Raw genomic sequence first — 23,985 nt, 5'->3', positions numbered from 1 at the left:
CTCTATGAGTTTGCCTCATCATCTAGCTTTCTTAAAAATGCCAGCTTCTCAGCAATTTTGACTTCCAGCCCGCGCGGCACAGGCTGGTACCAGCCAGGCTCGGCAATACCGTCCGGCAAATAGGTCTCTCCAGCCGCATACGCGTTGGGCTCATCATGCGCATAGCGGTAGTCATGCCCGTAGCCCAGTTCCTTCATCAGCTTGGTCGGGGCATTGCGCAGGTGTACAGGAACCTCACGCGATTTATCCTGTTTGATGAAAGTTTTCGCTGCGTTATAGGCGTTATAACCGGCATTGCTTTTGGCCGCACAGGAAAGGTAGATGATCGCCTGTGCCAAAGCCAGTTCGCCTTCGGGTGAGCCCAGCCGTTCATAAGTGGCAGCCGCATCGTTCACAATCGTCATTGCTCTCGGATCAGCCAGGCCAATATCCTCCCACGCCATACGCACAATACGCCGGGCCAGATAACGCGGGTCGGCCCCGCCATCCAGCATGCGGCAAAACCAGTACAGCGCGGCATCCGGATGTGAACCACGCACCGACTTATGCAGTGCAGAGATCTGGTCGTAAAAATTATCGCCCCCTTTGTCAAAGCGGCGTACATTGAGCATCAGCGCATCGGCAATAAATGCGCCATCCACTTCGGTAATGCCTGCTGCCCGTGCCGCTGTGGCAGCCTGCTCCAGCAGATTCAGCATGCGACGGGCATCGCCATCGGCATAACCAATCATGGTGCTAATCGACAGTTCATCAAACTGCAAATGGGATAACGCCAGTTGATGTGCTCTTTCATACAACTGATGCAGTTCTTCATCTGTCAGTGGTTTAAGCACATACACCTGCGCCCGCGAAAGCAGCGCCGAATTTACTTCAAACGACGGATTCTCAGTGGTTGCGCCAATGAATATGACCGTGCCGGCTTCAACAAAAGGCAGCAATGCATCCTGTTGGGCTTTGTTGAAGCGGTGAATTTCATCGATGAACAAAATGGTTTGCCGCCCATTGGCCTGGTATTGCTGTGCCTGTTCTACCGCAGCGCGGATGTCCTTGACGCCGGAAAACACGGCAGACAATGCAATAAACTCGTAGTCAAACGCTCTGGCAGTCAGCCGTGCCAGTGTTGTTTTTCCAACTCCCGGCGGTCCCCACAGAATCATGGAGTGCGGGTGCCCCGATTCAAACGCCAAACGCAGTGGCTTACCTTGCCCCAGCAACTGTGTTTGCCCAACCACCTCATCCAGTGTCTGGGGCCGCAGTTGCTCTGCCAGTGGTGTCGCGGGTGAGGCTGATGCATGGAACAAATCTGCCACAGTATGTTTCTCCAATCTGACAGGCCGGCGCTTGCTGCGCGAAACGGAATTCCTATTCAGTAATCAGGTCAACCCCATCCGGCACTTTGAATGTAAACAGCGTATCTGAAAGTACCTGGTTGATTTCCACATCGCTGAAAGTCAGCGTCGATGTCTGCCCAAAGTTATCCACGATCTGCAGCGTTGCCAGTGTCTGCTCCCGAAAACCGATACGGGCACCGCGGATCTGGCCTTCTTCCTGTCTGGGTTTGGCCTCAATCCACTGCTGCCCATCTGCATCAGGCGCGCTTTGGAGCGTGAAGTTCTGCTGCGCCATGGTTGCCTGGGCGCCGCCCGCAAGCAAAGCCGCTGGCGTGGAGCCCATCGCAGAACTGTATTCGCGCTGGGTCACCTGCTCCAAATCCACATCATACAGCCATAGATTCTGGCCATCACTGATGATCTGCTGCTCATAAGGCTTCAGGTAGTCAAAACGAAACCGGTTCGGACGAGACAACACAAACGTGCCGCTGGACGTACGGGTACGGTCATTCTGAGAAGAAACCACAACCTGGGTAAATTTGGCACGCAAGCTGGAAACGTTCTGCAAAAAATTCTTGAGCGTATCCACCGAGTCTGCCAGGGCCCGTTGTGAAGGCAGCACCGCCGCTGCAATCCCGACTAAAGCCAGGCCCAGCACATCGCGGCGCTGCATGGCATGAAAGGGCTTGTGATCACTGTTCATCTCTGTATTTCCCTTTTTATTCCTCACCAGTCGGAACCAGAATATCACGGTTCCCGTTACTGGACATGGGGGATACGATCCCGGCATTTTCCATCTGCTCCAGAATCCTGGCAGCACGGTTGTAACCGATTTTCAGATGGCGCTGAACCAGCGAAATGGAAGCACGCCTGTTTTTCAGCACAATTTCCACGGCCTGATCGTACAGCGGATCAGCCTCCGCATCTTCAGAGCCGCCTGCAACACCGCCATTGCCATTTCCATCCAGCGTACCACCTTCCAGCAAGCCTTCAATATAGTTGGGCTCACCCTGGCTCTTCAGGTATTCCACCACGCGGTGTACTTCGCTGTCACTGACGAACGCGCCATGAATACGCACGGGCAACCCGGTACCTGGCGCCAGATACAGCATATCGCCCATACCCAGCAGGCTCTCCGCGCCCATCTGGTCCAGAATCGTCCGGCTGTCTACCTTGCTGCTGACCTGAAATGCAATGCGCGTTGGAATGTTGGCTTTGATCAGCCCGGTAATCACGTCCACACTCGGGCGCTGTGTTGCCAAAATCAGGTGGATGCCCGAGGCACGTGCTTTTTGCGCCAGGCGTGCAATCAATTCTTCAATCTTTTTACCTGCCACCATCATCAGGTCGGCCAGTTCATCAATCACCACCACAATATAGGGCAGATGCTCCAGCGGTTCGGGGCTTTCAGGCGTTAATGAAAACGGGTTGGCAATACTTTCCCCGCGGGCTTTGGCATCTTCTATGCGCGAGTTAAAACCGGCCAGGTTACGCACACCCAGTTTGCTCATCAGCCGGTAGCGCTTTTCCATTTCAGCCACACACCAGTTCAGGGCATTGGCGGCCTGCTTCATATCGGTCACCACCGGGGCCAGCAGGTGCGGAATACCTTCGTATACGCTCATTTCCAGCATCTTGGGGTCCACCATCAGCAGACGCACCTGCGACGGCTCGGCCTTGTAGAGCATGGAAAGAATCATGCCGTTAATACCCACCGACTTCCCGGAACCTGTGGTGCCGGCCACCAGCAGATGCGGCATTTTGGCCAGATCGGCCACCACTGGCCGGCCAATGATATCTTTACCCAGACACAGCGTAAGCAGCGATTTGGCGTCATGGTACGTGCTGGAACCTACCACTTCTGAGAGATGGATGATCTGCCGCTTGGCATTGGGCAACTCCAGCGCCATCGTCGTTTTCCCCGGAATAGTCTCTACCACCCGCAGCGAAACCAGCCCTAAAGAACGTGCCAGGTCTTTTGACAGGTTGACAATCTGGGCCCCCTTCACACCAATGGCAGGCTCAAATTCATAACGCGTGACCACCGGCCCCGGCGAAGCCGTTGTGACCTGAACCTCCACACCAAAGTCCGACAGCTTCTTTTCAATCAGCCTGGAGGTCAGCTCCAGTGTCTCAGCAGATGCTTCATCATGCTGTTGCGGCACACTGTCCAGCAAACCGACTTCGGGCAGGCCGGAAACCCGTAACTCGCTGAACAAGGGCTTTTGCCGTTCTTTGATGACCCGCTCAGACTCAACAACCTCATTGAGCACCGGCTCAATCACCACAGGTGCCACCGGGTGCTGCTGTGCCTGCTCCCGCTTTTGGCGCACGGTTGCTTCACGCTCCTGTGCAGCCTGAATCCCTATTTTTTCATCCGCAGCAGACTCCGCCTTTTGCTTGAGCCTGATGAAAAACGACTCCACGACCGCCCCTAGCTTTTCGGCCACATTCATCCAGCCAAAACCCAAAGACCAGCTCAGCCCCAAAAGCAACAACGCAATCCATAACAGCCCGGAGCCTGAAAAACCCGCCCAATGCTGCCCGAGCATGCCCAGCCATTGCCCCAACACCCCGCCGGAAACGCCCGGCAGGTATTTTTCAACGCCATACAAGCGGCTCCACTCCAGCGCACACGACGCACCCAGCAGCAGCACAATGCCAACACATACACGCCAGTGGATAACGGTGGCTGCGCCATGTTTACGGAAAACACGGATGACGGCTTTTGCCCACAGAATACACCCGACCAATGGCAGCCACCAGACAGAATAGCCAAAAAAGTAATACAGCAGGTCGGAAACCCAGGCACCGGCCACACCAACGCTGTTGGCAGTATCCACCCCCTGAATGCCTGAAGTAGACCACGATGCATCCTGCAAAGAATGGGTTGCCAGCATTAAAACGACCAGCACGCCCAACAGACCAGTCACTAACAGAACCAGTTCTTCTGTGAAGCGAAAAGCCGGCCCTGCAGCCGGCAATTCCTGTTTTTTCCCTTTTGCGCGGGATGATCCTACCTGATAAGAAGCCATTCAATCTCGGTCAGTTGTGAATATGAACTACACGCCATTGCTGTATATTCATACAGTTTATCATACTTCTGCTCACCTATTCTAATTTAAGACAGCGACAATTTATCACTTGTTTCATGGCGCAGGCACAGACTCCCGTTTTCCAGCACTTCAAAGTAACCGTTATTCTCCAGCTCCCGCATCACACGGCTGACCATTTCCCGCGATGCGCCCACCATCTTGGCAATATCCTGCCGGGACAGCTTGCCACTGATAATCAGTTCTCCATCGCGCTCCTGCGCCACATCCCGCAGCACATGCTCAACCCGCTGGTACACATCCAGCAAAGCCAGCGACTGAATCTTTTTGTCGGCCTGCCTCAAACGCGCCACCAGTCCCTGCAACACACCGTCAGCCACTGAGCCTGAAGGCGGTAAATGGCGCTTGAACTCTTCCCGTGGCAAGGCCAGCACATCAGACTGCGTTTCAAACCGGATCGTTGCAGATGCCGGATAACCGTCAATGATGCTCATTTCCCCCAGATAATCTCCTGGGCCAAGGGTTGCCAGAATCACTTCACGATCGCGCTCATCTGAGGAGATAACCCGTGCTTCTCCTGTCATGATGATGTAAAAAGCCTGACATGCCTGCCCCTGCCTAAACAGCAACTGGCCCTTACGGAAACGTTGTTTCACAATGACAGACGCGATGTCCTGCGCAGCTTCATCGGGCAGCATTGAGAAGAAGGGAACACGCCGTAATAACTCGAGCTTAGATACCATAGCCATGTGTCAATTCCTTCACTGCAGAAAAATGAGGTTTACAAAATGCTTATTTTTCGCATTCACAAACAAAATAACATAGGTTAGGTCGCTTATGGCTCTTAACCCGCGGGTGCCCTCATAAATAATAGACCAGTGCATTATAAATAAGAGTTTAAACTCATGTTGTAAAACCATGGCACTGTACTTTCAATGATATAAGGCCTCAAACCTCATTTTCAACATGAATTCCATCGCGCCATCTTGGAAACAAACCTGTCAACCGGCATACTTTGAAAATAACAGGCACAATTCTGTCTTAACTTTTACAAACAATGCATATCAATTTTGATAATTAAAAATACCATGGCGCAACACGCAAAAATCCTGATTCTCGGCTCTGGCCCTGCCGGCTATACAGCAGCAATATACGCTGCACGAGCCAACCTTTCACCCGTGCTGGTTACTGGGCTGGCACAAGGCGGCCAGCTCATGACCACCACCGAAGTAGATAACTGGCCTGCAGATGTCATGGGCGTCCAGGGCCCGGACCTGATGCAAAGGTTCCTTGAACATGCCGAGCGTTTCAAAACCCAGATTATTTTTGACCACATTCACACGGTAGACCTGCAACACCGCCCGTTTACCCTCAAAGGTGATGGCGACACATACACATGCGACACGCTGATCATTGCCACCGGCGCATCTGCCCGTTATCTCGGCCTGCCCTCGGAAGAGGCATTCAAAGGCAAAGGTGTCTCAGCATGTGCGACCTGCGACGGTTTTTTCTACCGTGAGCAAGATGTATGCGTAGTAGGCGGGGGCAACAGCGCCGTGGAAGAGGCACTGTACCTCTCCAATATCGCCAAGCTGGTGACCGTGATTCACCGCAGAGACAAATTCCGTGCCGAAGCCATCATGGTTGACAAACTGATGGACAAAGTCAAGGAAGGCAAAATCAAACTCATGCTCAATGCCGAACTGGACGAAGTCCTGGGCGACCAGACAGGCGTCACCGGAGTTCGGGTGCGCAACAAAGACAGCGGGCAAACGCAGGACCTGAAAGTTCAGGGCTGTTTCGTTGCCATTGGGCACCACCCCAATACAGAAATATTTGCCAACCAGCTTGAAATGAAAAACGGCTACATCACGACCCGTGGTGGCGGCGAAGGTCATGCCACCATGACATCCGTTCCGGGCGTTTTTGCTGCCGGTGATGTACAGGATCAGGTCTACCGCCAGGCCATTACCAGTGCAGCCACAGGCTGTATGGCCGCTCTGGACGCACAGCGCTACCTGGAAGAAAACGGGCTGGATAACTGATTTTTGACCTTTGCTGCGGTGTGGCACACATACCGCACTGCAAAGGTAAAACCATTGCCTTTGATTTTTTTTGTAAAACACATTATAATCTGCTGTTTTGCAAGTTTATCGTTTATTCATTCATTTAAAGATTTCGGAGAGTGCTCATGGCACGCGTCTGTCAAGTTACGGGCAAACGCCCACAAGTGGGGCATAAAGTTTCCCACGCAAACAATAAAACCAAACGTCGTTTTCTGCCCAATCTGCAGTACCGTCGCTTCTGGCTTGAGACTGAAAACCGCTGGGTGCGCCTGCGCGTCAGCAATGCAGCTCTGCGCTTAATCGACAAAGTCGGTGTAGAGCAGGTTGTGGCTGATCTGCGCGCTCGTGGTGAAATTTAATTCATAGGAGAATTCATCATGGCGGCCAAAGGTACAAGAGAAAAAATCAAACTGGAATCCACTGCTGGAACCGGTCATTTCTATACCACAACCAAAAACAAAAAGACCACGCCTGACAAGCTTGAGATCAGCAAATTTGATCCCAAAGCCCGTAAGCACGTGATCTATAAAGAAATCAAGCTGAAATAAGCTTACCCTTGAACGGGCGTGCCATCCTTTTGCCGGATGGCGTGTTCGTTCAACTGCATTGTTCAGCTTAAGAAGCAAAAGCCGCCGAAATACGTTTCAGGCGGCTTTTTCTGTTGGCCTTTCCTTTCGGTTTTCGGTTCTGCCGTCATATTCCCGGGTTGTCAGATTACTATGGTGCACAAAGTTATCAGCACAACACACAACCCCTCGCTACAATGGTATATTTACCAGTTTTTACACTGATACACATAACACTCAAGCATTCATGACACGCCAGATCTTTGTTACCACAGCCCTTCCCTATGCCAACGGCAAATTCCACATTGGCCATATCATGGAGTACATCCAGGCCGACATCTGGGTTCGCGCCCAGCGCATGTGCGGGCATCAGGTCTATTTTATGGGCGCAGACGATGTGCATGGTGCGCCCATCATGCTGGCAGCCAGCAAAGAAGGCAAAACACCCCAGCAGTTTGTCGCGGAAATTGCCGCTGGCCGTAAACAGTATCTGGATGGCTTTTTCATCGAGCACGACCACTGGTACAGTACCGACAGCCCTGAAAATACCGAACTGGCCTGCGAAATCTATAAACAGCTCAAGACCAGCGGGCTGGTTTACAGCAAAGACATCGAACAGTTCTATGATCCGGTAAAAGGCATGTTCCTGCCGGACCGTTATATCAAAGGAGAGTGCCCGGTTTGCGGCGCCAAAGACCAGTATGGCGACTCCTGTGAGGTATGCAGCTCTGTCTACTCTCCAACCGAGTTGAAAAACCCTTACTCTGCCCTTTCGGGCGTCAGGCCGGAACTGCGGTCTTCAGAACACTTTTTTGTCAAACTCTCCGATCCCAAGGTGGTCGAGTTCCTGCAACAGTGGACACAGGATGGCCGCCTGCAACCTGAGGTCGCCAAAAAAGCCAGCGAATGGTTTGAAGCCGGCCTGGCCGACTGGGATGTTTCCCGTGACGCACCCTATTTCGGCATCGAAATCCCCGATGCGCCAGGTAAATATTTTTATGTATGGCTGGACGCACCCGTCGGTTATCTGGCTGCCTTAAAAAACTTTTTCACCAGCGGCAAAGCCAAACAAAGCTATGGCGAAACACGCAGCTTTGAAGACTATATGGCAGACCCGGCGGTTGAACAATATCACTTTATCGGCAAAGATATCATTTATTTCCATACCCTGTTCTGGCCGGCCATGCTGAAATTTTCCGGCCGCAAGACACCGGATTCCATATTTGCGCACGGCTTCATTACCACAGCCAGCGGCGACAAAATGAGCAAAAGCCGAGGCACCGGCATTGATCCGCTCAAATACCTCAATCTGGGCCTGGATGCCCAGTGGCTGCGCTACTATATTGCGGCCAAACTCAATGCCAAGGTCGAAGACGTTGCATTCACGCCGGAAGATTTTTTTGCACGCATTAACGCCGACCTGATTGGCAAATACATCAACATCGCCAGCCGCGCCTCAGGATTTATCACCAAACGATTTGACGGACAACTGACCGCAGAGCTGGATGCAGAAAGTACCCAGCTCCTGCAACAGTTGCAACAGGTCAGTGGTCAAATCGCTGAGCTTTATGACAGCCGCGAATTTGGCCGTGCTTTGCGCGACATCATGGCACTGGCCGACCGTGTCAACGAATACGTGGATGCCAACAAACCATGGGAACTGGCGAAACAGGAAGGGCAGGAACAGCGCCTGCAGGAAGTTTGCACCACCTGCGTTGAAGCATTCCGTCTGCTGACCATCTACCTGAAGCCGGTATTGCCCGCACTGGCCACCCAGGTGGAAAGCTACCTGCAAGTCGCCCCGCTGAAATTTGCCGACAGCGCCAGACTTCTGGGCGCACACCGGATTGCAGCCTACAACCACCTGATGCAACGAGTTGATGCCAAAAAACTGGACGCCCTGTTTGAGCCTGCGCCTGCAGCGCCTTCTGCATCAGCATCTGCCCCAGCACCCACATCCGCCAGCAGCACTGAAAACGAAGCACTGCCCGGCGGTGAAGCCCTGGCGCCAACCATTACGATTGACGATTTCGCCAAAATGGACCTGCGCATTGCCAAAATTGTCGACTGCAAAAACGTGGAAGGCTCCAGAAAACTGTTGCAATTGAGCCTGGACGTGGGTGAAGCCCGCCTGCGCAACGTGTTTTCCGGCATCGCTTCGGCATACAAGCCAGAACAACTGATCGGCAAACTGACCGTGCTTGTCGCTAACCTGGCACCAAGGCAAATGCAGTTTGGCATCAGCGAGGGCATGGTCCTGTCGGCATCACACGCTGACAGAAAAGCCAATCCGGGGCTTTATCTGCTTGAGCCATGGGAAGGCGCCACTCCCGGTATGCGCATCCATTGATGGCTGATTAATACGGAGCCCACTTTTCTTCCCTGCCATGCAAATGAACCTGTATGGCAGGCTTTATACATATAGGATCATTCCCCCTTTTAGCCCCAGCGCACATGCCAAAACCAGGGGTATGAGAAAATAGCCCCATACAGTTGTCTCAAAAATCAGGCCCTCTGTGCCTGCATATGATCATTCTTGCCGCCCTGCCATCATGTTTACACCCAGCCAAAACGATGTGCGTCACTTCTTTTGTGAAACATACCGGAAACTGACACACCATATTCCATTAACACCCATGGAAGCCCTGGCTGCACAATGGGTGGAACAGCATCCTGAGTACCATGCCGATCTGGCTGATGAAAACGCAGCGCTGGCAGCCGTTTTTACAGTTGAAGAAGGCCGAGTGAACCCCTTCCTGCACCTGTCCATGCACCTGAGCATTACCGAGCAGATCAGCATCGACCAGCCCATTGGCATTCGTGATGCCGCAGAAAAACTCAGCCAAAAATTAGGCAGCCTGCATGAAGCGCACCATGAAATCATGGAGTGCCTGGGCAAGATGATCTGGGAGTCACAGCGCAGCGGCCTGCCTCCCGACGGGCACAGTTATATCGACTGCGTACGGCAAAGAGCCACCAGGCGCCCTTGAGGCTTCCCCTGAAACCAAAGGGGCATCCACCTTCGCTGGCTGGCTTTTTAGCATGACAACTCCTGCTGTAACGCATTTCCCGGTATGATCTGGCATACAACCCCGAATGCTTGGATCGCATTCGGGAAGAAAAAACAGAACATCGTATATGGAAAAAAAACATTTTGTTCTTCCCGTTACGCTTGAGGGCTATGGCGTATGTCTCCAACCTTTAAGTCTGGAGCACCAGCAGGCGCTGGCGGCGGCAGCTGCCGATGGCCAGTTGTGGAACATCAGAATCACCTCTGTTCCCGAGCCTGACGATACCAAGGGCTATATTGAACGGGCACTCACCATGCGCGAACAGGGCAACCGTTTTGCTTTTGCCGTCATCAACCAAAGCACCGTCGAGCTTGTAGGCACAACCGGGTACCATGACATTGTTCCTGAACTCAAACGCCTGGAAATCGGCTATACCTGGTATGCCAAACGCATGCAGAAAACGTTCCTCAACACTGCATGCAAATTCCTGTTGCTCACACATGCTTTTGAAACCCTGCATGCCAATGTCGTTGGCTTTCGCACCGATATTTTCAACCATGCATCCAGAAGAGCCATTGAGCGCTTGGGTGCCAAGCTGGACGGTGTTTTACGAGGCCACGCCATGCGGCGCGACGGTACCATTCGCGATACGGTCATGTACAGCATCACCGCAGGCGAGTGGCCGGAGGTCAAAGCGCATTTCCGGGATCTCATGAGCAGATAATGGGGCAATTACCAGTATGGTTATTCTGGCAGCAGCCATTTTGTCATAATGGTGCGAATAGACCTTTTTGTATACATCCACTTTCATGTTTGATTGCTTTTGCTTTATCTGAGTTTGTGTAGAACGGCCCCATGCGCACTTATATACAACGCCTATTCGCCAATCTGCCCAAAATGACCCGGCACCTGAATCAATTGGCTCAGCTATGCATCATGGTGGTCGTCAGCATAGGCAGCCACCATGCCATGGCGCAGGAAAGTGCGCCGAACACCCCGCCGCCAGCGTCTGTAACACCGGAAAATGCGGCAGAGGCCTCAGATCAAACAGATGCATCGCCAGCAGCAGAACAGTCCGAAGACGAGCAGACCACAACGGATCAAGATCAGGATCAAAACCAGTCCAATATCGACTGGGCAGACTCTGCAACATCAGACAAGCCCAATTTCGATATCACCGTTGAATCCAGCAATAAAGAAATCCAGTCCATGCTGGAAAAATACCTGGAGCTTTATCGCTACCGCATGCTTTCCGACCTGACTTCGCTGGAATTGCGCCGCCTGCTCGAGCATACCGAAAACAACATCCGCTCTCTGACCAGTACCTTGGGCTATTTTTCACCTGAAATCAAAATTACCGTCATTCCGGCAGACCAGCGCGATCCCGCAAGTGAATTGCCCTTAATTCAAATCCAGGCAGAGCCAGGCCCGATTACAACGGTGAAAGAAATGCGCCTGCAGTTTGAAGGCGATATACAGAACCGCCAGACCGATCTGCTGATTTCATCGCAGCGCCGCCGGCTGCAATGGAGCTGGGCCATGCGCGAGGATGACCCTTTTACACAAAGTAACTGGTCCAGTGCCAAATCCAATATGTTGCAGCGCCTGACGTCGCAATACTATCCGGCCGGCAAAATCAGTGCCAGCCAGGCTGCCATCAACCCGCAGGACAACACGGCCGCACTCTCAGTCACACTGGATTCCGGCCCGCGGTTTTATCTGGGAGAACACTATATCCTGGGGCTTGAGCGCTACAGCGAGCGCATGGTGCGCAATTTCACCCGCCTGCACGCCGGAGACGACTTCCTGCTGGACAACCTGACCAAAGCGCAGCGGCGGCTGGCTGAAAGTGGTTACTTTGATGGCGTCTTTTTGTACGTTGATCCGACCGACCCCAATCCTGAGGCCGCCAAAATCAACATCATTGTGCGCGAAGCGTACTACCAGTCCATGACCATCGGGCCGGGCTACAGCACCGACAATGGGCCGCGCCTGACTTTTGAATACCGCAACAACGAAGTCCCCCTGCTGGGCTGGCAATCTGTCACTGCGCTGAAAGTAGACCAGGACAACCAGAAGGCAGAAACGACCCTGTCGGCCATTCCCGATGATGATTACTGGCGCCTGGTAGCCTACGGCAAACTCGAACACCTGGAAAACAGCGACGAAAAAACCACCAGTGCCCAGGCCCGCTTCGGAAACTCATTTACCAGCGACCCGATCGACAAAAGCTACTTTGTTCAGTATGACAAGGCACGCACAGAAAACCTGAACGGCATCAATGACCTCCAGTCAGTCACCCTCAACGGGGCCTGGACCTTAAGAAACTTCAACAACTTCATTATGCCTACACGTGGCTGGGGGCTGGGGGTTGAGCTGGGCGTTGGCAGTACGTTTGGCTCGGAAACCAACCCGTTTATCCGTGTCCGCACCCGCATGTTGGGTTATCTTCCGATGGAAAGCTGGCGTAATGGGCGATTTGAATTGCGCGGTGAATTCGGCGGGGTCTTCATTAAAGAAGGGGCGCTGATTCCTTCCACGCTGATGTTTCGTACCGGCGGCGATACCACCGTGCGTGGTTATGCTTTTCGCTACATCGGCGTCAACGAAGAAAACCGTGTCACTTCCTCCGGTAAATACATGGTCATTGGTAGCGTAGAATATCAGCGCCCGATTTTTATCAATGACCGCCCTACCGCATTTGACTGGGCTGTCTTTGTCGATACAGGTGCGGTCAGTAACCGCATGCAGGATCTTAACCTGTACACCGGCGTAGGAGCAGGCGTGCGCTGGCGCAGCCCGGTCGGGCCACTTAAATTTGACCTCGCTTACGGCTTGAAAACAGAACAGATTCGGCTGCACTTTAACGTAGGATTTGTTTTCTAAGGGCACGATCAGCCTCCTGCTATGAAAGGCCTCTCGACACTTTAAAATGATTTTGACCACCTTTTTGACAGAGTACCCCATCCCTTCCACCCTATGACTTCTATGCCATAATTTATCCAGCCTGAGTTCAGACCCAACCGACTGAACCTTGGCAAAAAACAAATTTTGAAAAACAGATGAGCCAGCCATCCGAACGCCACACAGAACCCAGCCTGCAGCACAGCACTGCTGCCCAGGCCGCATCGGCTCACGCACCTGTGGCACGCTCATCTGCCTCCACCTCCGCCCCATCAGGGCCTCCTGCGGGCAAAAAGAAACGACGCTGGCTGCGCTGGATTGGCGGTTTTTTTCTGATATTGCTGATTCTGATCGTGCTGGCCCTGGCTGCACTATGGATCTGGAGCGGGCGTGAAGGCTCGCTCGCCCAGGCCATTACCCTGGCGCAACGCTATGTTCCTGTCGTCGGCCAATCCTTGCAGGCAGACAATGTACAGGGGTCGATCCGCCACGGCGGGCACATCAGCCATTTGCGCTGGCAACAGGAAGCCATTGATATTCAACTGACCGAACTCGATCTGGCTTGGCAATCTTCTGCATTGTTTACAGGCAAACTGCTGGTCAACCATATTACAGCCGACAAGCTGCAAGTCATTACCCATCCGGTAGAAAAAACAGAACCCTCATCCCCCTCTGCCCCCCCTGCTGATGTTGGTTTGCCCATCCAAATTGAGTTGGGCGAACTGAAAGTCAATACCTTTATTTTTGGAGAAGAAGCGCAGGGACTGGTTGTTTCCAATATTGCCGTCAATTACCGTTTTGACGGCAACGCCCACCACCTGGGACTCGACAGCCTGCATTTTGCGCAAGGCAACTACCAGGCACAAGTCACCTTGAGCGCAGCCAACCCCAAACTGGACGCCCAGTTGCTGGGTCAGTTGATATCTGCCGTACCTGGCAGCGAACAACAGGCACAGGTCAATGCAGCAGTCAAAATCAATGGCCTGTTGACAGAGCTGCATATCCAAGCAGATGCCCAGGCCACGGTCATTCCTGCGGTATCGGCCGAAAGTCCGGAGGCCAATTCAGAGGCAGCTTCAACAGAAAGCCAGGCAGAAGAAACCCCTGAAAATGGCACACAGGCACAAACGCAAACAGCCCTGCCTGCATCTGACAACCAGCCGGCCAGTGAACAAAATGCAATCCATTTGCAGGCCACAGTCACCCCCTGGCAGCCCATGATTTTGCCGCAGGCTGATCTGACGTTGCATACATTTGATGCCAGCGCTTTCTGGCCGCAAGCGCCACATACAGCCCTGTCAGGTGCTGCCCATGTCACCACCACGCGCAACGAAACCACGCAACAGGATATCTGGCAACTACAGGCCCAGATCAACAACAGCGTTCCAGGCGTATTGGACCAGGGGCTGCTGCCGGTTTCCGGGTTGGATGCCCAAGCTGCATGGCAGGGGCAGACCATCACAATCGATCAACTGCATATCGGCATTGGCCAGGGCGCCATCACGGCACAAGGCCAGCTCCAGCTCCCGGCACAGGAAAACACCGCCATTCCGGAAAACGCTTCTGAGGCACAACCCGAAAGTACCGCATCCACCCCTCTGACATGGCAAATCCAGGCTGACATCAGCCCCATTCCGCTGCAGTCTATTCACAGCCAGTTAGGCTCAGAGCAGATTTATGGCACCTTGCAAGCCAGGCAGCAGCCCCAGGACATCACATTTGATGCTGCGCTCAAACTTGCCGAAGCCACGATCAACGGGCAAGGCACATATATTCTGCAAAACCATGCCGCCAATGGCAAACTGGATTTGACAGCCCCCGGCCTGCTTTTACATGCACAGGCCGACCAGTTGAACGCTACGTCAGGTGCCGCACAGGCTACCCTGGAACTCAGCGATGCACAGAAAACACTGGCCTGGGTACAGGCCACCATCCCGTTACTGCCGGAAAGCGTTCATGCCTTGGATGCCAAAGGCAATGCCAATGTGCAGTTCAAAGCTGAAAACGGCTGGCAGAATCCACTGCTGGATGCACAGATCAATGTCGCTGATCTGCTGTTATCACAAAAAGGCCCCCAACCCAGAGCCACAACAAAAGAGCTGGTGCACCTGCAAGACACCCTCCTGAGCCTGAAGGGAAACCTCAGCCAGGCCACACTGGAAGCACAAATTACCGCCGCACTTGAACAACAGCAGGTACAGCTTCAACTGCAGGCCCAGGGCGGACAGCAGAACAACCAGATCATTATTCATGTCAATGAACTGGGGGCCGGGCTGGCCAAACTCGTACCACGTCAAAACGCATCGCCACAAGTCAAACCGCTGTTGAGTTTGAACAGCGCGCAACCTTTCCAGGTCAGTTGGCAGACAGATAACCAGCGCCTTGAAGTCAGCCCGGGTACACTGGACATTCAGATTGCAGAGCATACCGATATCACACCTTCGCTGGCCTGGGAAAAAAGCTCCTGGCAGGCCGGTGAAATCATCTCCAGCGGCAAACTGGCGGCATTCCCCGTGACATGGCTGACATCGCTGGCACCAACCGGGCTGTCGGACCTCAACCTGAGCGGTGACCTGATGTTTGAAGGCTCCTGGCAAATCCGCATGGGCAGTGCACTGGACTTTTCCATAGAAATTGCCCGCAGCGGTGGCGACCTGACCCTGGAGCCCGACAGCAATGCCTTCTTCACGACCAGTACCGAAAGGCTGCAAGCGGGCATCAGAGATGCACGCATCAAACTCTACAATGAAGGACGCAATGTCCATGCTGAATTGATCTGGGACAGTGAAAACGCCAGCGTGATTCAACTGAAAGCCACCACGGTCATGCAGCAGGTCAACGGCCAGTGGGGCATCTCTGAGGACGCCCCCCTTTCCGGCGAGGCCGTCATTCAGTTGCAACAAATCGGCATTGCCTCCGCCCTGGCCCCCACGGGCTGGCGTTTTAGCGGTGCTGCAATCTTAGATTCACAGTTCAGCGGCACGCTCTCACGCCCGCAACTCAAGGGCCGCCTGACCGCCATGGGTATTTCGCTGCGCTCTGTCCTTGATGGGGTGGAGTTTACCGATGGCACCGTACAGATGACTTTTGATGGCGACCATGTGAAACTGAATGAATTTTCCATCCAAGGCGGTGGAACAGACGGCGGCATTGTCAAAGCCCAGGGTGAGTTTGACTGGTCAGGCCAAACACCATTGGCCAGCCTCAAAATTGTGATTGATAAGCTGCGTGCCAGTATCCGAAATGACCGCCAGTTGACAGCGTCCGGCCAGGTCAATATTGACCTGAAAGACAACCAGTTGAACGTCACTGGCAATGTCGGTGTCGACCAGGCACTGATCATTCTGGGCGACAGCGGCGCCCCCGCTCTTGATGACGATGTCGTCATCATTGACCCTCGGGCACAGGCGCAGCGCACTGAAAGCAAAGATACCGATGACTCGCGCACTGCCGCTACGCCCGGCATTGTTCCGCACATCGCACTCACCTTCAATATGGGACGCAATTTCAGGGTACAGGGCTATGGCCTGCAAACCTATTTGCGGGGAGAACTGGCCGTTGGCAACCAGGGCTTTACGCCCCGCCTGATTGGCGACATTGAAACCTTCAATGGCCGTTTCCGTGCTTATGCGCAGAACCTGAACATTGAAACCGGTATCATCCGTTTTTCAGGCACTTATAACAACCCGACACTGAATATACTGGCCATACGCCCCAACCTCTCAGAAACCGTTGGCGTCAAAGTCACCGGCACCGCCATGCAGCCCAGCATCCAGTTGTATTCTGCTTCGGGTCTGCCGGACAGTGAAATCCTGTCATGGCTGGTACTGGGCCGCCCGGCCTCTGCCGATGGCAAAGAAGCGGCTATTTTGCAGCAGGCTGCGCTGGCACTGCTCAGCGGTGGCGGTGGCACAGGCGTCACCGAACAATTGGCCAATACGCTTGGGCTGGATGAAATCTCATTTGGCAGCAGCAACAGCACAGCCAGCAGCGGCAGCGAAGATGACACGCTGGCCAATGCCACAATTACACTGAGCAAACGCCTGTCGGACAATTTTTATGTCTCATACGAGCACAGCCTGACAGGAGCCATGGGCACTTTCTACGCGTTTTATGAAATATCGCGCCGGCTGACATTGCGCGGTGAAAGCGGTGAAAATACCGCAGTCGACCTCATTTACACGTTCCGCTTTGACGGCAAATAAGCGCCGGGGTAGCCTCCTTACTTTTGCCGCCCCGAAAGTCCGATGCCCATGAAAATGGCGCCAATGCCAATCAGGTGATACAAGTGCAGTTGCTCGTGTAAAAACAGAACCGAAAGCAGTGCGCCAAATACCGGCATCAGGTGAATGAACACGCCGGCTCTCGCTGCCCCCACACGCGCCACCCCGATGTTATACAACACATAAGCCAGCACAGAAGGGAATATGCCGACATAGGCCAAAGCAGCAATCGAGCCCATGTTCCAATGCGGCCTGGCACCGGTTGACCACTCCCACAGGAAAAACGGCAATAAGACAACGACGGCAATCACAATCTGAATGGCAGTCAACCCCACCCGGTCAACCTGCGGCGGAATCACCCGCAGCCACAGGGTATAAAACGCCCAGCAGACCATGGCCGAAAAAATAATCAGATCGCCCCGGGAAAAAGACAGCGACAGCAAATTATCCCAGCGGCCATGCACAATGATAATCAGCACCCCAGTAAATGACAGCAACAACCCGCACAGTTGAATCACGCGCAAACGGTGCCCATAGAACAGCGCCCCGAAAAACACAATCAGAATCGGAATGAAAGAATTCAGCAAAATGCCATTGGTTGCCGTTGTTGTCTGCAAACCGGCATAGACCAGTGAGTTGAACGCCGTGACCCCGGCCAGCGCCACACCCAGCACACGCCAGCGATACTGCCAGTACAAAGGCATGTCTTTTCGCATTGCTTTCCAGGCAAACGGCAGCAGAAAAACCAGTGCAATGACCCAACGGCCAAATGCCAACGACACCGGTGGCATCGACTCGCGCACCGCACGTGCCACCACAAAATTGCCCGCCCAGAACAAGGGCGGCAGCACAAGAATCATCAGGCCGACATAATCAAAATGCTTGTCGGCATCAGGGTTGTTATGGTTCATAAGGTGAAGATGGTGCCACGGTCACAGATGAAATGCAACCTCATCACACTGCCATGGCTGCGTCAGAGACATATTGACAACGGCCCCACCCGCTTGTACTCTTGACACGGTATCAAGGTCTAATTGCACGAAATTGGCGGGGTATCGCCTTTATTCAACAACTTACACTAAAATGGTCAATGAACCGCGGCTGCATGATCAGGCTTGATAATGGCTTTGCAGCCCATTGGTCATATTACGGGAGAAGCGCACGGATGTCTCAGTTGCAAGACCTGACTCAACGGGTTGAACACCTGCTATTACGATACGAAGAACTGCAACGCACCAACCGGCTCCTTGAGCAGCAGGTTGCTGATCTGCAGCAGGAGCGTCATCAACTGGAGCTTCGCCTGAATGCTGCGCGTACGCGCATTGATACGCTGTTGTCTCGTATCCCTGCTGCAGAAGGTACCGACCGCTCGGTGGCCGAATTTCCGCAGATATCTGGAGAATAAGCATGAGACAAATTGAAGTGCGTATTATGGGACAAAGCTATCTGCTGGGTTGCGCCGAAGGGGCAGAACAGGAATTGCTGGAAGCCGTTGCCAAAGTTGACCGCGAAATGTGCACCATCCGCGATGGCGGTAAATTGCGTGCACGCGAACGCATTGCCGTGCTTGCCGCCCTGAATCTGGCTGTCATGCTCAGCCAGAAAAGCAACGCCCCTGATGAAATGGCGCTGACACTCCCACTGGAGCCTGCAACAGCCCCTGAACCCAACGCAGAATATGAAGCCTTGATTCATCGCATTGACCAGGTACTGGGCCGTGACGGGCATCTGATCTGAGGTAGATTCGGCGCCACTCTCCCTTTGCATCCTCACGGCAACTGCACAAATGGCACAACCATGATCTCAAATAAACAGATGCTCTGCCCCTCAATCATCGCAGAGCCCGTTATAATGGCACAGATCATCAGGGCCCCTATCCTGCCATGTTTTTTATGTTGATATGCGGTTCTGTCTTATCTGATCAGATTTTTTATTTTTCATGACATCCGTAACTCCTGCCCCATCAACCATCCCTGGCAACCTGTATGTCATTGCGGCCCCCAGCGGGGCTGGAAAATCCAGCCTGGTTAAAGCACTGCTAGAACTGGACTCAGGCTTGACCCTTTCGGTTTCTCATACCACGCGGCCACCCCGGGGACAGGAAAAAAATGGCCGTGAATACTGGTTTGTTGAACACCAAACCTTCCAGGAAATGATCCAGCGGGAAGAATTTGTCGAGTGGGCCAATGTTCATGAAAACTGTTATGGAACATCCCGCCATGAAATTGAAACCCGTCTCAAAGAAGGACGTGATGTTATTTTGGAAATTGACTGGCAGGGTGCGTTGCAGATCAGAAAAATATTCCCTGCTGCCGTCCTGATTTTTATTCTGCCCCCATCCATGGATGAATTGCGTGCCAGACTTGAACGGCGTGGAGAAGACAGCCCGCAAGTCATTCAAACCCGGCTCAATAACGCCCGTATTGAGATGTCCAAGGCGAAAGAGTTTGATTTTGTTATAATAAACAGTCTTTTTGAAACCGCGTTATTTGATCTGAAAACGGTTGTGCACTCGCAGCGCCTGCGCTACATGTGCCAGAAACACCGTTATGCCGAAGTATTCCGGCAGTTGGAAATCAATTAACACGCCTGAATTTTCACTTTTCCATTGCATATCAAGGTAAAAACATGGCCCGTATTACTGTTGAAGACAGCATCAAAAAAATCCCGAACCGTTTCCAACTGGTGCTTGCAGCAACTTACCGTGCCCGCATGCTTTCTCAGGGACATGCACCCAAAATCGAAAGCAAAAACAAGCCTGAAGTTACAGCTTTACGCGAAATTGCTGCCGGTGAAGTTGGAGTTGAAATGCTGAAAAAAGCACCAACCTGATCATAGAGCCCATACGGCATTCGCACCTGCAGTGATGCCGTTGTACGCTCAGAGAATGCGGTGTTTCCTTATCCATAAAATGGCGTCATTTAAGGCGCCATTTTATTTAAAGCTATCTGACTTTGCATAAAGCTTGCTGCCTGGAGGAACGTTAATACTGATGGACTGGTCATGGTCAACCATTTACCTGCTGACAGAATGGCTGATTCGCATCTCCATGCTGATCTATGTACCCCAGCAACGCACCCCCAATGCAGCACGTGCGTGGCTGCTGCTGATTTTCTTTTTGCCGGTACCGGGCCTGCTTTTATACGCCTGGATTGGCCGTATCTATGTCCCCCAACAGCGACTACAGCTTGCCCGTGAGGCTGAACTGCACATACAGGAAGCAGGGGAACAACTGATTCACAGCACCCCCGGCGGTTTTACGCCCTACCGCTCACCGGATCCCCAGTTACAGCATCATATCGATCTGGCAACCGCTTTGGGAGAATTTCCCGCAACAGAAAACAACCGGATTGAAGTCCTCTCAGGCTATGACATCCTGCTTGATCGTCTGTTGCAGGATATTGAAGCGGCACAACATTCAATCCATCTGCTGTATTACATCTACGGCAATGATCAAACCGCCCAGCGCTTTACCGATGCCTTGTGCGCAGCCGCTCGCCGTGGCATCAGTGTCCGCATTCTGCTCGATGCCGTAGGGGCACGGCATGGCCTGAAGCACCAGGCACCCCAACTGCGTGCTGCCGGCGCTGAAGTGTATGGCGCGTTGCCGGTCAGCCTGTGGCGCAAAAATGTGGCCCGCTTTGATTTGCGCAACCACCGCAAAATCGCGGTAATAGACGGGCAGATTGCCCATATGGGCTCACAGAATCTGGTCGACCCGTCGTTTGTTCCAGGCTTTCCCAATGAAGAGCTGAATGTGCGCGTAACCGGTCCGGTGGTTTCCCAATTACAGGCGGTATTTCTGGCTGACTGGTATACCGAAACCCGTCAGGCGCTTGACGACAGCCAGACACAGAACCTGTTTACCCTGCTCAAGCCTGAAACGCCTGCATCCGGCAGCGCAGCCCAGGTTGTTCCCAGTGGTCCTGGGTATGGACATGAAAATAACCGTGATGTCATGATGGCTTTTATCTATGCCGTTCAGAAATCCATCTGTATCGTCACTCCCTATTTCATCCCTGATGAGCCTTTCTTAACCGCATTGATCGTGGCTGCACGACGCGGCGTACAGGTACAACTCATTTTCCCGCAGCACTCCAACCATTTGATCACCAACCTGGCGCAACAATCCTATTTTGACCAGTTACTACAGGCCAATGTTGAGATTTACCTTTACCGCCCGGGGCTGCTACATGCCAAACATATGACTTTTGATGACCAGGTCGCGCTGATTGGCTCTCCCAACATTGATGTGCGCTCATTCGCCCTGAATGCAGAAATCAGCCTGGTTATTTATGACCGCCAACTGACCAACCAGGTTAAAACCATACAAAATACCTACATTGAGCACAGTTCGCGCCTGAATTTTGCTGACTGGCAGCGCCGCCCGCGCATCCGGAAAATAGCCTGCAATCTGGCCCGGCTGGCAGACGCTGTGTTGTAGTACACGGAATAAAGCGTTGCGTGAATGTGTCAAATATTTCAGTTTATACGAGCGAAAATCTTTAAAACAATAGATACTTATACTAGTCAAGCCTAAAAAATAAGGATAAGGATTGGATTTGCGGGCATCATCAGAACAACCCTCCTCCGTCAATAACGATATTTCAGCCGCTGCTTTTGCTGTTCTGGTGCAAAAAGTAGGCTATTTAAGTGCCGCTGATGCAGGCCTGTTACGCTCTGCCTACAACTTTGCTGATCGCGTGCACCAGGGGCAGTTCCGCTCAAGTGGTGAACCTTATGTCACCCACCCCATTGCAGTAGCCGGCATTTGCGCCGAATGGAAACTCGATGTCAATACCCTGATGGCTGCCCTGCTGCACGACAGCATTGAAGACTGCGGCATCAGTAAAGAAGAGATCATGGAGCGGTTCGGCATTGCCACTGCAGACATCGTCGATGGTGTCACTAAGCTGGACAAAATGCAGTTCAATACCCGCGAGGAAGGGCAAGCAGAATCCTTCCGCAAAATGCTGCTGGCCATGTCACGGGACGTACGCGTCATTCTGGTCAAACTTGCTGACCGGCTGCATAACATGCGCACACTGGGCGGACTGCGGCCAGACAAGCAGCGCCGTATTGGCAGAGAGACCATGGATATTTATGCCCCCATTGCCAACCGGCTGGGCATCAACCGCTTGTACCGTGAACTGCAGGACCTGTCCCTGAAAAGCATCTGGCCCTGGCGCTCCAAAACACTGGAAAAAGCGGTCAACAATGCATTCAGCATGCGCAGCGACATGATGCAGCGCATCAGCGCCGAGATCAGCCAGATGCTGAAAAACGCCAACCTGCCGGTACAGATTATTGGCTGGAAAAAAAACCTTTACTCTCTGTACCGCAAAATGGACGACAAGCAGCAAAGCTTTGCCCAGGTGACAGACCAGTTCAACTTTCGCATCATCGCTAAATCGGTCGAACAATGTTACGCTGTCATGGGTGCGCTACACCAGCTTTACCGCCCTTTAACCAGCCGCTTTAAAGACTACATTGCCATTCCCAAAGTCAACGGCTACCAATCGCTGCATACCACACTGATCGGCCCGGCAAGTGCCGTCATCGAATTTCAGATCCGGACCGACTTCATGGATCATGTTGCGGAATGGGGTGTCACCACCCATTGGCTGTATAAGGCTACCCACAGTGATGGTAATGACGAATACGCCAATGCCAAGTGGATGCAATCGCTGCTGGATATTCAAAGCGAGACACGCGATGCCAATGAATTTCTGGAAAACGTCAAAGTTGACCTGCATCCAGATGCCATTTATGTCTTCACACCGCAATCCCGCATCACAACGCTGCCACAAGGCGCAACCACCGTCGATTTTGCCTACGCCATCCACAGTGATGTAGGAGACCATTGCATTGCAGCCAAGGTCAATGGCGAACAGGTGCCTTTGCGTACCGTGCTCAGCAATGGCGATGTGGTTGAAATCATCACATCCCCTGTCTCACATCCCAACCCGGCATGGCTGACGTTTGTACGTACTGGCCGGGCCAGAGCCAAAATCCGTGCACATCTCAAAACACTGGCCCAGGATGCCGCCGTCAATATCGGCGAAAAAATGCTGGCGCAGTCATTGCGTGCAGAAGGCTACCCGGCGCTGCCCCCCAATGACAACGAGAATACAGCCATTTGGGAAAAACTGGCACGCATTACCGGCAACACATCACGCAACGAACTGCTTTCAGACATTGGTTTAGGCAAACGCGTCTCCCACCTTGTAGCCAAACACCTGGTCACGCTGCTAACCGAAAAAGGTGCCCGGCCAGACATGGTGCTGCTGAGCATGGGCCGCTATTCCGGCAGCGAAGACGCCATTCAGCAATCCTCTTTGTTGCTGGACGGCACAGAAGACATCTCGATCCAATATGCCCGCTGCTGCTTTCCAATTCCGGGGGATGAAATTGTCGGCTATCTGGGACATGGAGAAGGCCTGACCATCCACACCGCTGACTGCAGCATTGCGCACCAGCTCCACCAAAGAGACAGCGAGCGCTGGTTAAATGTTGCCTGGGCCGATGAAACCAAACGCATGTTTGAAGTGGGGGTATGGGTTACGGTCAAAACGCGCCAAGGCTTGCTGGTGCGCATCAGCGCCTTGCTGGCCGCCATTGGCGCTGACATTGTACGCATTGACATGGGCGAAGGGCCACTGGATGCACCGGACACATTCCGCATGGTGCTGAGTGTCCGTAACCGTATCCATCTGGCTTCTGCACTCAAAACACTGCGGCGCGAAGCCCTGGTGCTTAAAGCCGGGCGCATTAAACCCCCGGCCCTGGCTGCCTGACCCCTTAAAATCCGTACACAACACACAAAACTAT

19 protein-coding genes are annotated in these 23,985 nt (G+C 53.1%); 14 read left to right on the top strand and 5 right to left on the bottom strand.

What is annotated here, in order from left to right:
* Window positions 1-2: 2 nt before the first annotated feature.
* The 4 genes from AACY98_RS06180 to AACY98_RS06165 all read right to left on the bottom strand — a co-directional run bounded on the left by AACY98_RS06180 (window position 3) and on the right by AACY98_RS06165 (window position 5,133).
* Complete coding sequence (locus AACY98_RS06180; protein ID WP_339802924.1) at window positions 3-1,310, bottom strand: replication-associated recombination protein A; 1,308 nt, start codon at window positions 1,308-1,310, stop codon at window positions 3-5.
* A 52-nt stretch (window positions 1,311-1,362) separates the two neighbouring features.
* Window positions 1,363-2,034 carry an outer membrane lipoprotein chaperone LolA gene (gene lolA, locus AACY98_RS06175; protein WP_339802921.1) on the bottom strand — a complete coding sequence of 224 codons (672 nt, stop codon included), beginning with the start codon at window positions 2,032-2,034 and terminating at the stop codon, window positions 1,363-1,365.
* 16 nt (window positions 2,035-2,050) lie between these two features.
* Window positions 2,051-4,366, bottom strand: a complete 2,316-nt coding sequence (locus AACY98_RS06170; protein ID WP_339802918.1) for a DNA translocase FtsK — start codon at window positions 4,364-4,366, stop codon at window positions 2,051-2,053.
* Window positions 4,367-4,452: 86 nt separating this feature from the next.
* Window positions 4,453-5,133 (bottom strand): Crp/Fnr family transcriptional regulator, encoded by a 681-nt coding sequence (locus AACY98_RS06165; RefSeq protein WP_339802915.1) that lies wholly within the window; start codon window positions 5,131-5,133, stop codon window positions 4,453-4,455.
* Window positions 5,134-5,472: 339 nt separating this feature from the next.
* Between AACY98_RS06165 and trxB the strand changes: the two genes are divergently transcribed.
* From trxB to AACY98_RS06125, 8 genes are all read left to right on the top strand, one after another.
* Window positions 5,473-6,429, top strand: a complete 957-nt coding sequence (gene trxB, locus AACY98_RS06160) for a thioredoxin-disulfide reductase (protein ID WP_339802912.1) — start codon at window positions 5,473-5,475, stop codon at window positions 6,427-6,429.
* Between the two features lie 146 nt (window positions 6,430-6,575).
* Window positions 6,576-6,809 carry a 50S ribosomal protein L28 gene (gene rpmB / locus AACY98_RS06155; RefSeq protein WP_126980722.1) on the top strand — a complete coding sequence of 78 codons (234 nt, stop codon included), beginning with the start codon at window positions 6,576-6,578 and terminating at the stop codon, window positions 6,807-6,809.
* An 18-nt stretch (window positions 6,810-6,827) separates the two neighbouring features.
* The gene (gene rpmG / locus AACY98_RS06150; RefSeq protein ID WP_126980721.1) at window positions 6,828-6,998 is read left to right on the top strand and encodes a 50S ribosomal protein L33; all 171 of its coding nucleotides are present in this window, start codon (window positions 6,828-6,830) and stop codon (window positions 6,996-6,998) included.
* A gap of 265 nt (window positions 6,999-7,263) precedes the next feature.
* The gene (gene metG, locus AACY98_RS06145; RefSeq protein ID WP_339802908.1) at window positions 7,264-9,366 is read left to right on the top strand and encodes a methionine--tRNA ligase; all 2,103 of its coding nucleotides are present in this window, start codon (window positions 7,264-7,266) and stop codon (window positions 9,364-9,366) included.
* Window positions 9,367-9,568: 202 nt separating this feature from the next.
* On the top strand, window positions 9,569-10,006 hold the full coding sequence (locus AACY98_RS06140; RefSeq protein WP_339802905.1) for a DUF1841 family protein: 438 nt from the start codon (window positions 9,569-9,571) through the stop codon (window positions 10,004-10,006).
* Between the two features lie 148 nt (window positions 10,007-10,154).
* Complete coding sequence (locus AACY98_RS06135; protein WP_339802902.1) at window positions 10,155-10,751, top strand: GNAT family N-acetyltransferase; 597 nt, start codon at window positions 10,155-10,157, stop codon at window positions 10,749-10,751.
* A gap of 131 nt (window positions 10,752-10,882) precedes the next feature.
* Window positions 10,883-12,913: an autotransporter assembly complex protein TamA gene (locus tag AACY98_RS06130; RefSeq protein WP_339802900.1), complete on the top strand. Its 2,031-nt coding sequence runs from the start codon at window positions 10,883-10,885 to the stop codon at window positions 12,911-12,913.
* A gap of 176 nt (window positions 12,914-13,089) precedes the next feature.
* A complete protein-coding gene (locus AACY98_RS06125; protein WP_339802897.1) occupies window positions 13,090-17,136 on the top strand; it encodes a translocation/assembly module TamB domain-containing protein in 4,047 nt (1,348 codons plus the stop codon).
* 17 nt (window positions 17,137-17,153) lie between these two features.
* Here the strand turns inward: AACY98_RS06125 and AACY98_RS06120 are convergent, their stop codons facing one another.
* The gene (locus AACY98_RS06120) at window positions 17,154-18,065 is read right to left on the bottom strand and encodes a DMT family transporter (protein ID WP_339802894.1); all 912 of its coding nucleotides are present in this window, start codon (window positions 18,063-18,065) and stop codon (window positions 17,154-17,156) included.
* Window positions 18,066-18,319: 254 nt separating this feature from the next.
* On the opposite strand from AACY98_RS06120, the gene AACY98_RS06115 reads away from it, so the two are divergent.
* From AACY98_RS06115 to AACY98_RS06090, 6 genes are all read left to right on the top strand, one after another.
* Entirely contained in the window at window positions 18,320-18,559 is a 240-nt protein-coding gene (locus tag AACY98_RS06115; protein ID WP_339802891.1) for a DUF904 domain-containing protein, read from the top strand.
* A 2-nt stretch (window positions 18,560-18,561) separates the two neighbouring features.
* On the top strand, window positions 18,562-18,891 hold the full coding sequence (locus AACY98_RS06110; RefSeq protein WP_126980713.1) for a cell division protein ZapA: 330 nt from the start codon (window positions 18,562-18,564) through the stop codon (window positions 18,889-18,891).
* 202 nt (window positions 18,892-19,093) lie between these two features.
* On the top strand, window positions 19,094-19,738 hold the full coding sequence (gene gmk / locus AACY98_RS06105) for a guanylate kinase (protein WP_339802888.1): 645 nt from the start codon (window positions 19,094-19,096) through the stop codon (window positions 19,736-19,738).
* A gap of 44 nt (window positions 19,739-19,782) precedes the next feature.
* The gene (rpoZ, locus tag AACY98_RS06100; RefSeq protein WP_126980711.1) at window positions 19,783-19,986 is read left to right on the top strand and encodes a DNA-directed RNA polymerase subunit omega; all 204 of its coding nucleotides are present in this window, start codon (window positions 19,783-19,785) and stop codon (window positions 19,984-19,986) included.
* A 160-nt stretch (window positions 19,987-20,146) separates the two neighbouring features.
* Complete coding sequence (gene cls, locus AACY98_RS06095; RefSeq protein WP_339802884.1) at window positions 20,147-21,598, top strand: cardiolipin synthase; 1,452 nt, start codon at window positions 20,147-20,149, stop codon at window positions 21,596-21,598.
* A gap of 118 nt (window positions 21,599-21,716) precedes the next feature.
* Window positions 21,717-23,951, top strand: a complete 2,235-nt coding sequence (locus tag AACY98_RS06090; RefSeq protein WP_339802881.1) for a RelA/SpoT family protein — start codon at window positions 21,717-21,719, stop codon at window positions 23,949-23,951.
* Window positions 23,952-23,985 lie beyond the last annotated feature (34 nt).

Origin of the sequence: Saezia sanguinis (genome assembly GCF_963921665.1) — a bacterium.
Lineage (GTDB): Bacteria > Pseudomonadota > Gammaproteobacteria > Burkholderiales > Burkholderiaceae_C > Saezia > Saezia sanguinis.
The sequence above is the reverse complement of the archived record's forward strand: the minus strand, read 5'-3'. Positions and strand labels throughout refer to the sequence as shown.

Bases quoted from the DNA above. Each gene is read 5' to 3' on its own strand.
- AACY98_RS06130 (WP_339802900.1), top strand. From the start codon at position 10,883: ATGCGCACTTATATACAACGCCTATTCGCCAATCTGCCCAAAATGACC.
- AACY98_RS06115 (WP_339802891.1), top strand. From the start codon at position 18,320: ATGTCTCAGTTGCAAGACCTGACTCAACGGGTTGAACACCTGCTATTA.
- AACY98_RS06140 (WP_339802905.1), top strand. From the start codon at position 9,569: ATGTTTACACCCAGCCAAAACGATGTGCGTCACTTCTTTTGTGAAACA.
- AACY98_RS06120 (WP_339802894.1), bottom strand. From the start codon at position 18,065: ATGAACCATAACAACCCTGATGCCGACAAGCATTTTGATTATGTCGGC.
- gmk (WP_339802888.1), top strand. From the start codon at position 19,094: ATGACATCCGTAACTCCTGCCCCATCAACCATCCCTGGCAACCTGTAT.
- rpoZ (WP_126980711.1), top strand. From the start codon at position 19,783: ATGGCCCGTATTACTGTTGAAGACAGCATCAAAAAAATCCCGAACCGT.
- AACY98_RS06125 (WP_339802897.1), top strand. From the start codon at position 13,090: ATGAGCCAGCCATCCGAACGCCACACAGAACCCAGCCTGCAGCACAGC.
- cls (WP_339802884.1), top strand. From the start codon at position 20,147: ATGGACTGGTCATGGTCAACCATTTACCTGCTGACAGAATGGCTGATT.
- rpmB (WP_126980722.1), top strand. From the start codon at position 6,576: ATGGCACGCGTCTGTCAAGTTACGGGCAAACGCCCACAAGTGGGGCAT.
- AACY98_RS06165 (WP_339802915.1), bottom strand. From the start codon at position 5,133: ATGGCTATGGTATCTAAGCTCGAGTTATTACGGCGTGTTCCCTTCTTC.
- lolA (WP_339802921.1), bottom strand. From the start codon at position 2,034: ATGAACAGTGATCACAAGCCCTTTCATGCCATGCAGCGCCGCGATGTG.
- AACY98_RS06170 (WP_339802918.1), bottom strand. From the start codon at position 4,366: ATGGCTTCTTATCAGGTAGGATCATCCCGCGCAAAAGGGAAAAAACAG.
- AACY98_RS06110 (WP_126980713.1), top strand. From the start codon at position 18,562: ATGAGACAAATTGAAGTGCGTATTATGGGACAAAGCTATCTGCTGGGT.
- AACY98_RS06135 (WP_339802902.1), top strand. From the start codon at position 10,155: ATGGAAAAAAAACATTTTGTTCTTCCCGTTACGCTTGAGGGCTATGGC.
- metG (WP_339802908.1), top strand. From the start codon at position 7,264: ATGACACGCCAGATCTTTGTTACCACAGCCCTTCCCTATGCCAACGGC.
- rpmG (WP_126980721.1), top strand. From the start codon at position 6,828: ATGGCGGCCAAAGGTACAAGAGAAAAAATCAAACTGGAATCCACTGCT.
- trxB (WP_339802912.1), top strand. From the start codon at position 5,473: ATGGCGCAACACGCAAAAATCCTGATTCTCGGCTCTGGCCCTGCCGGC.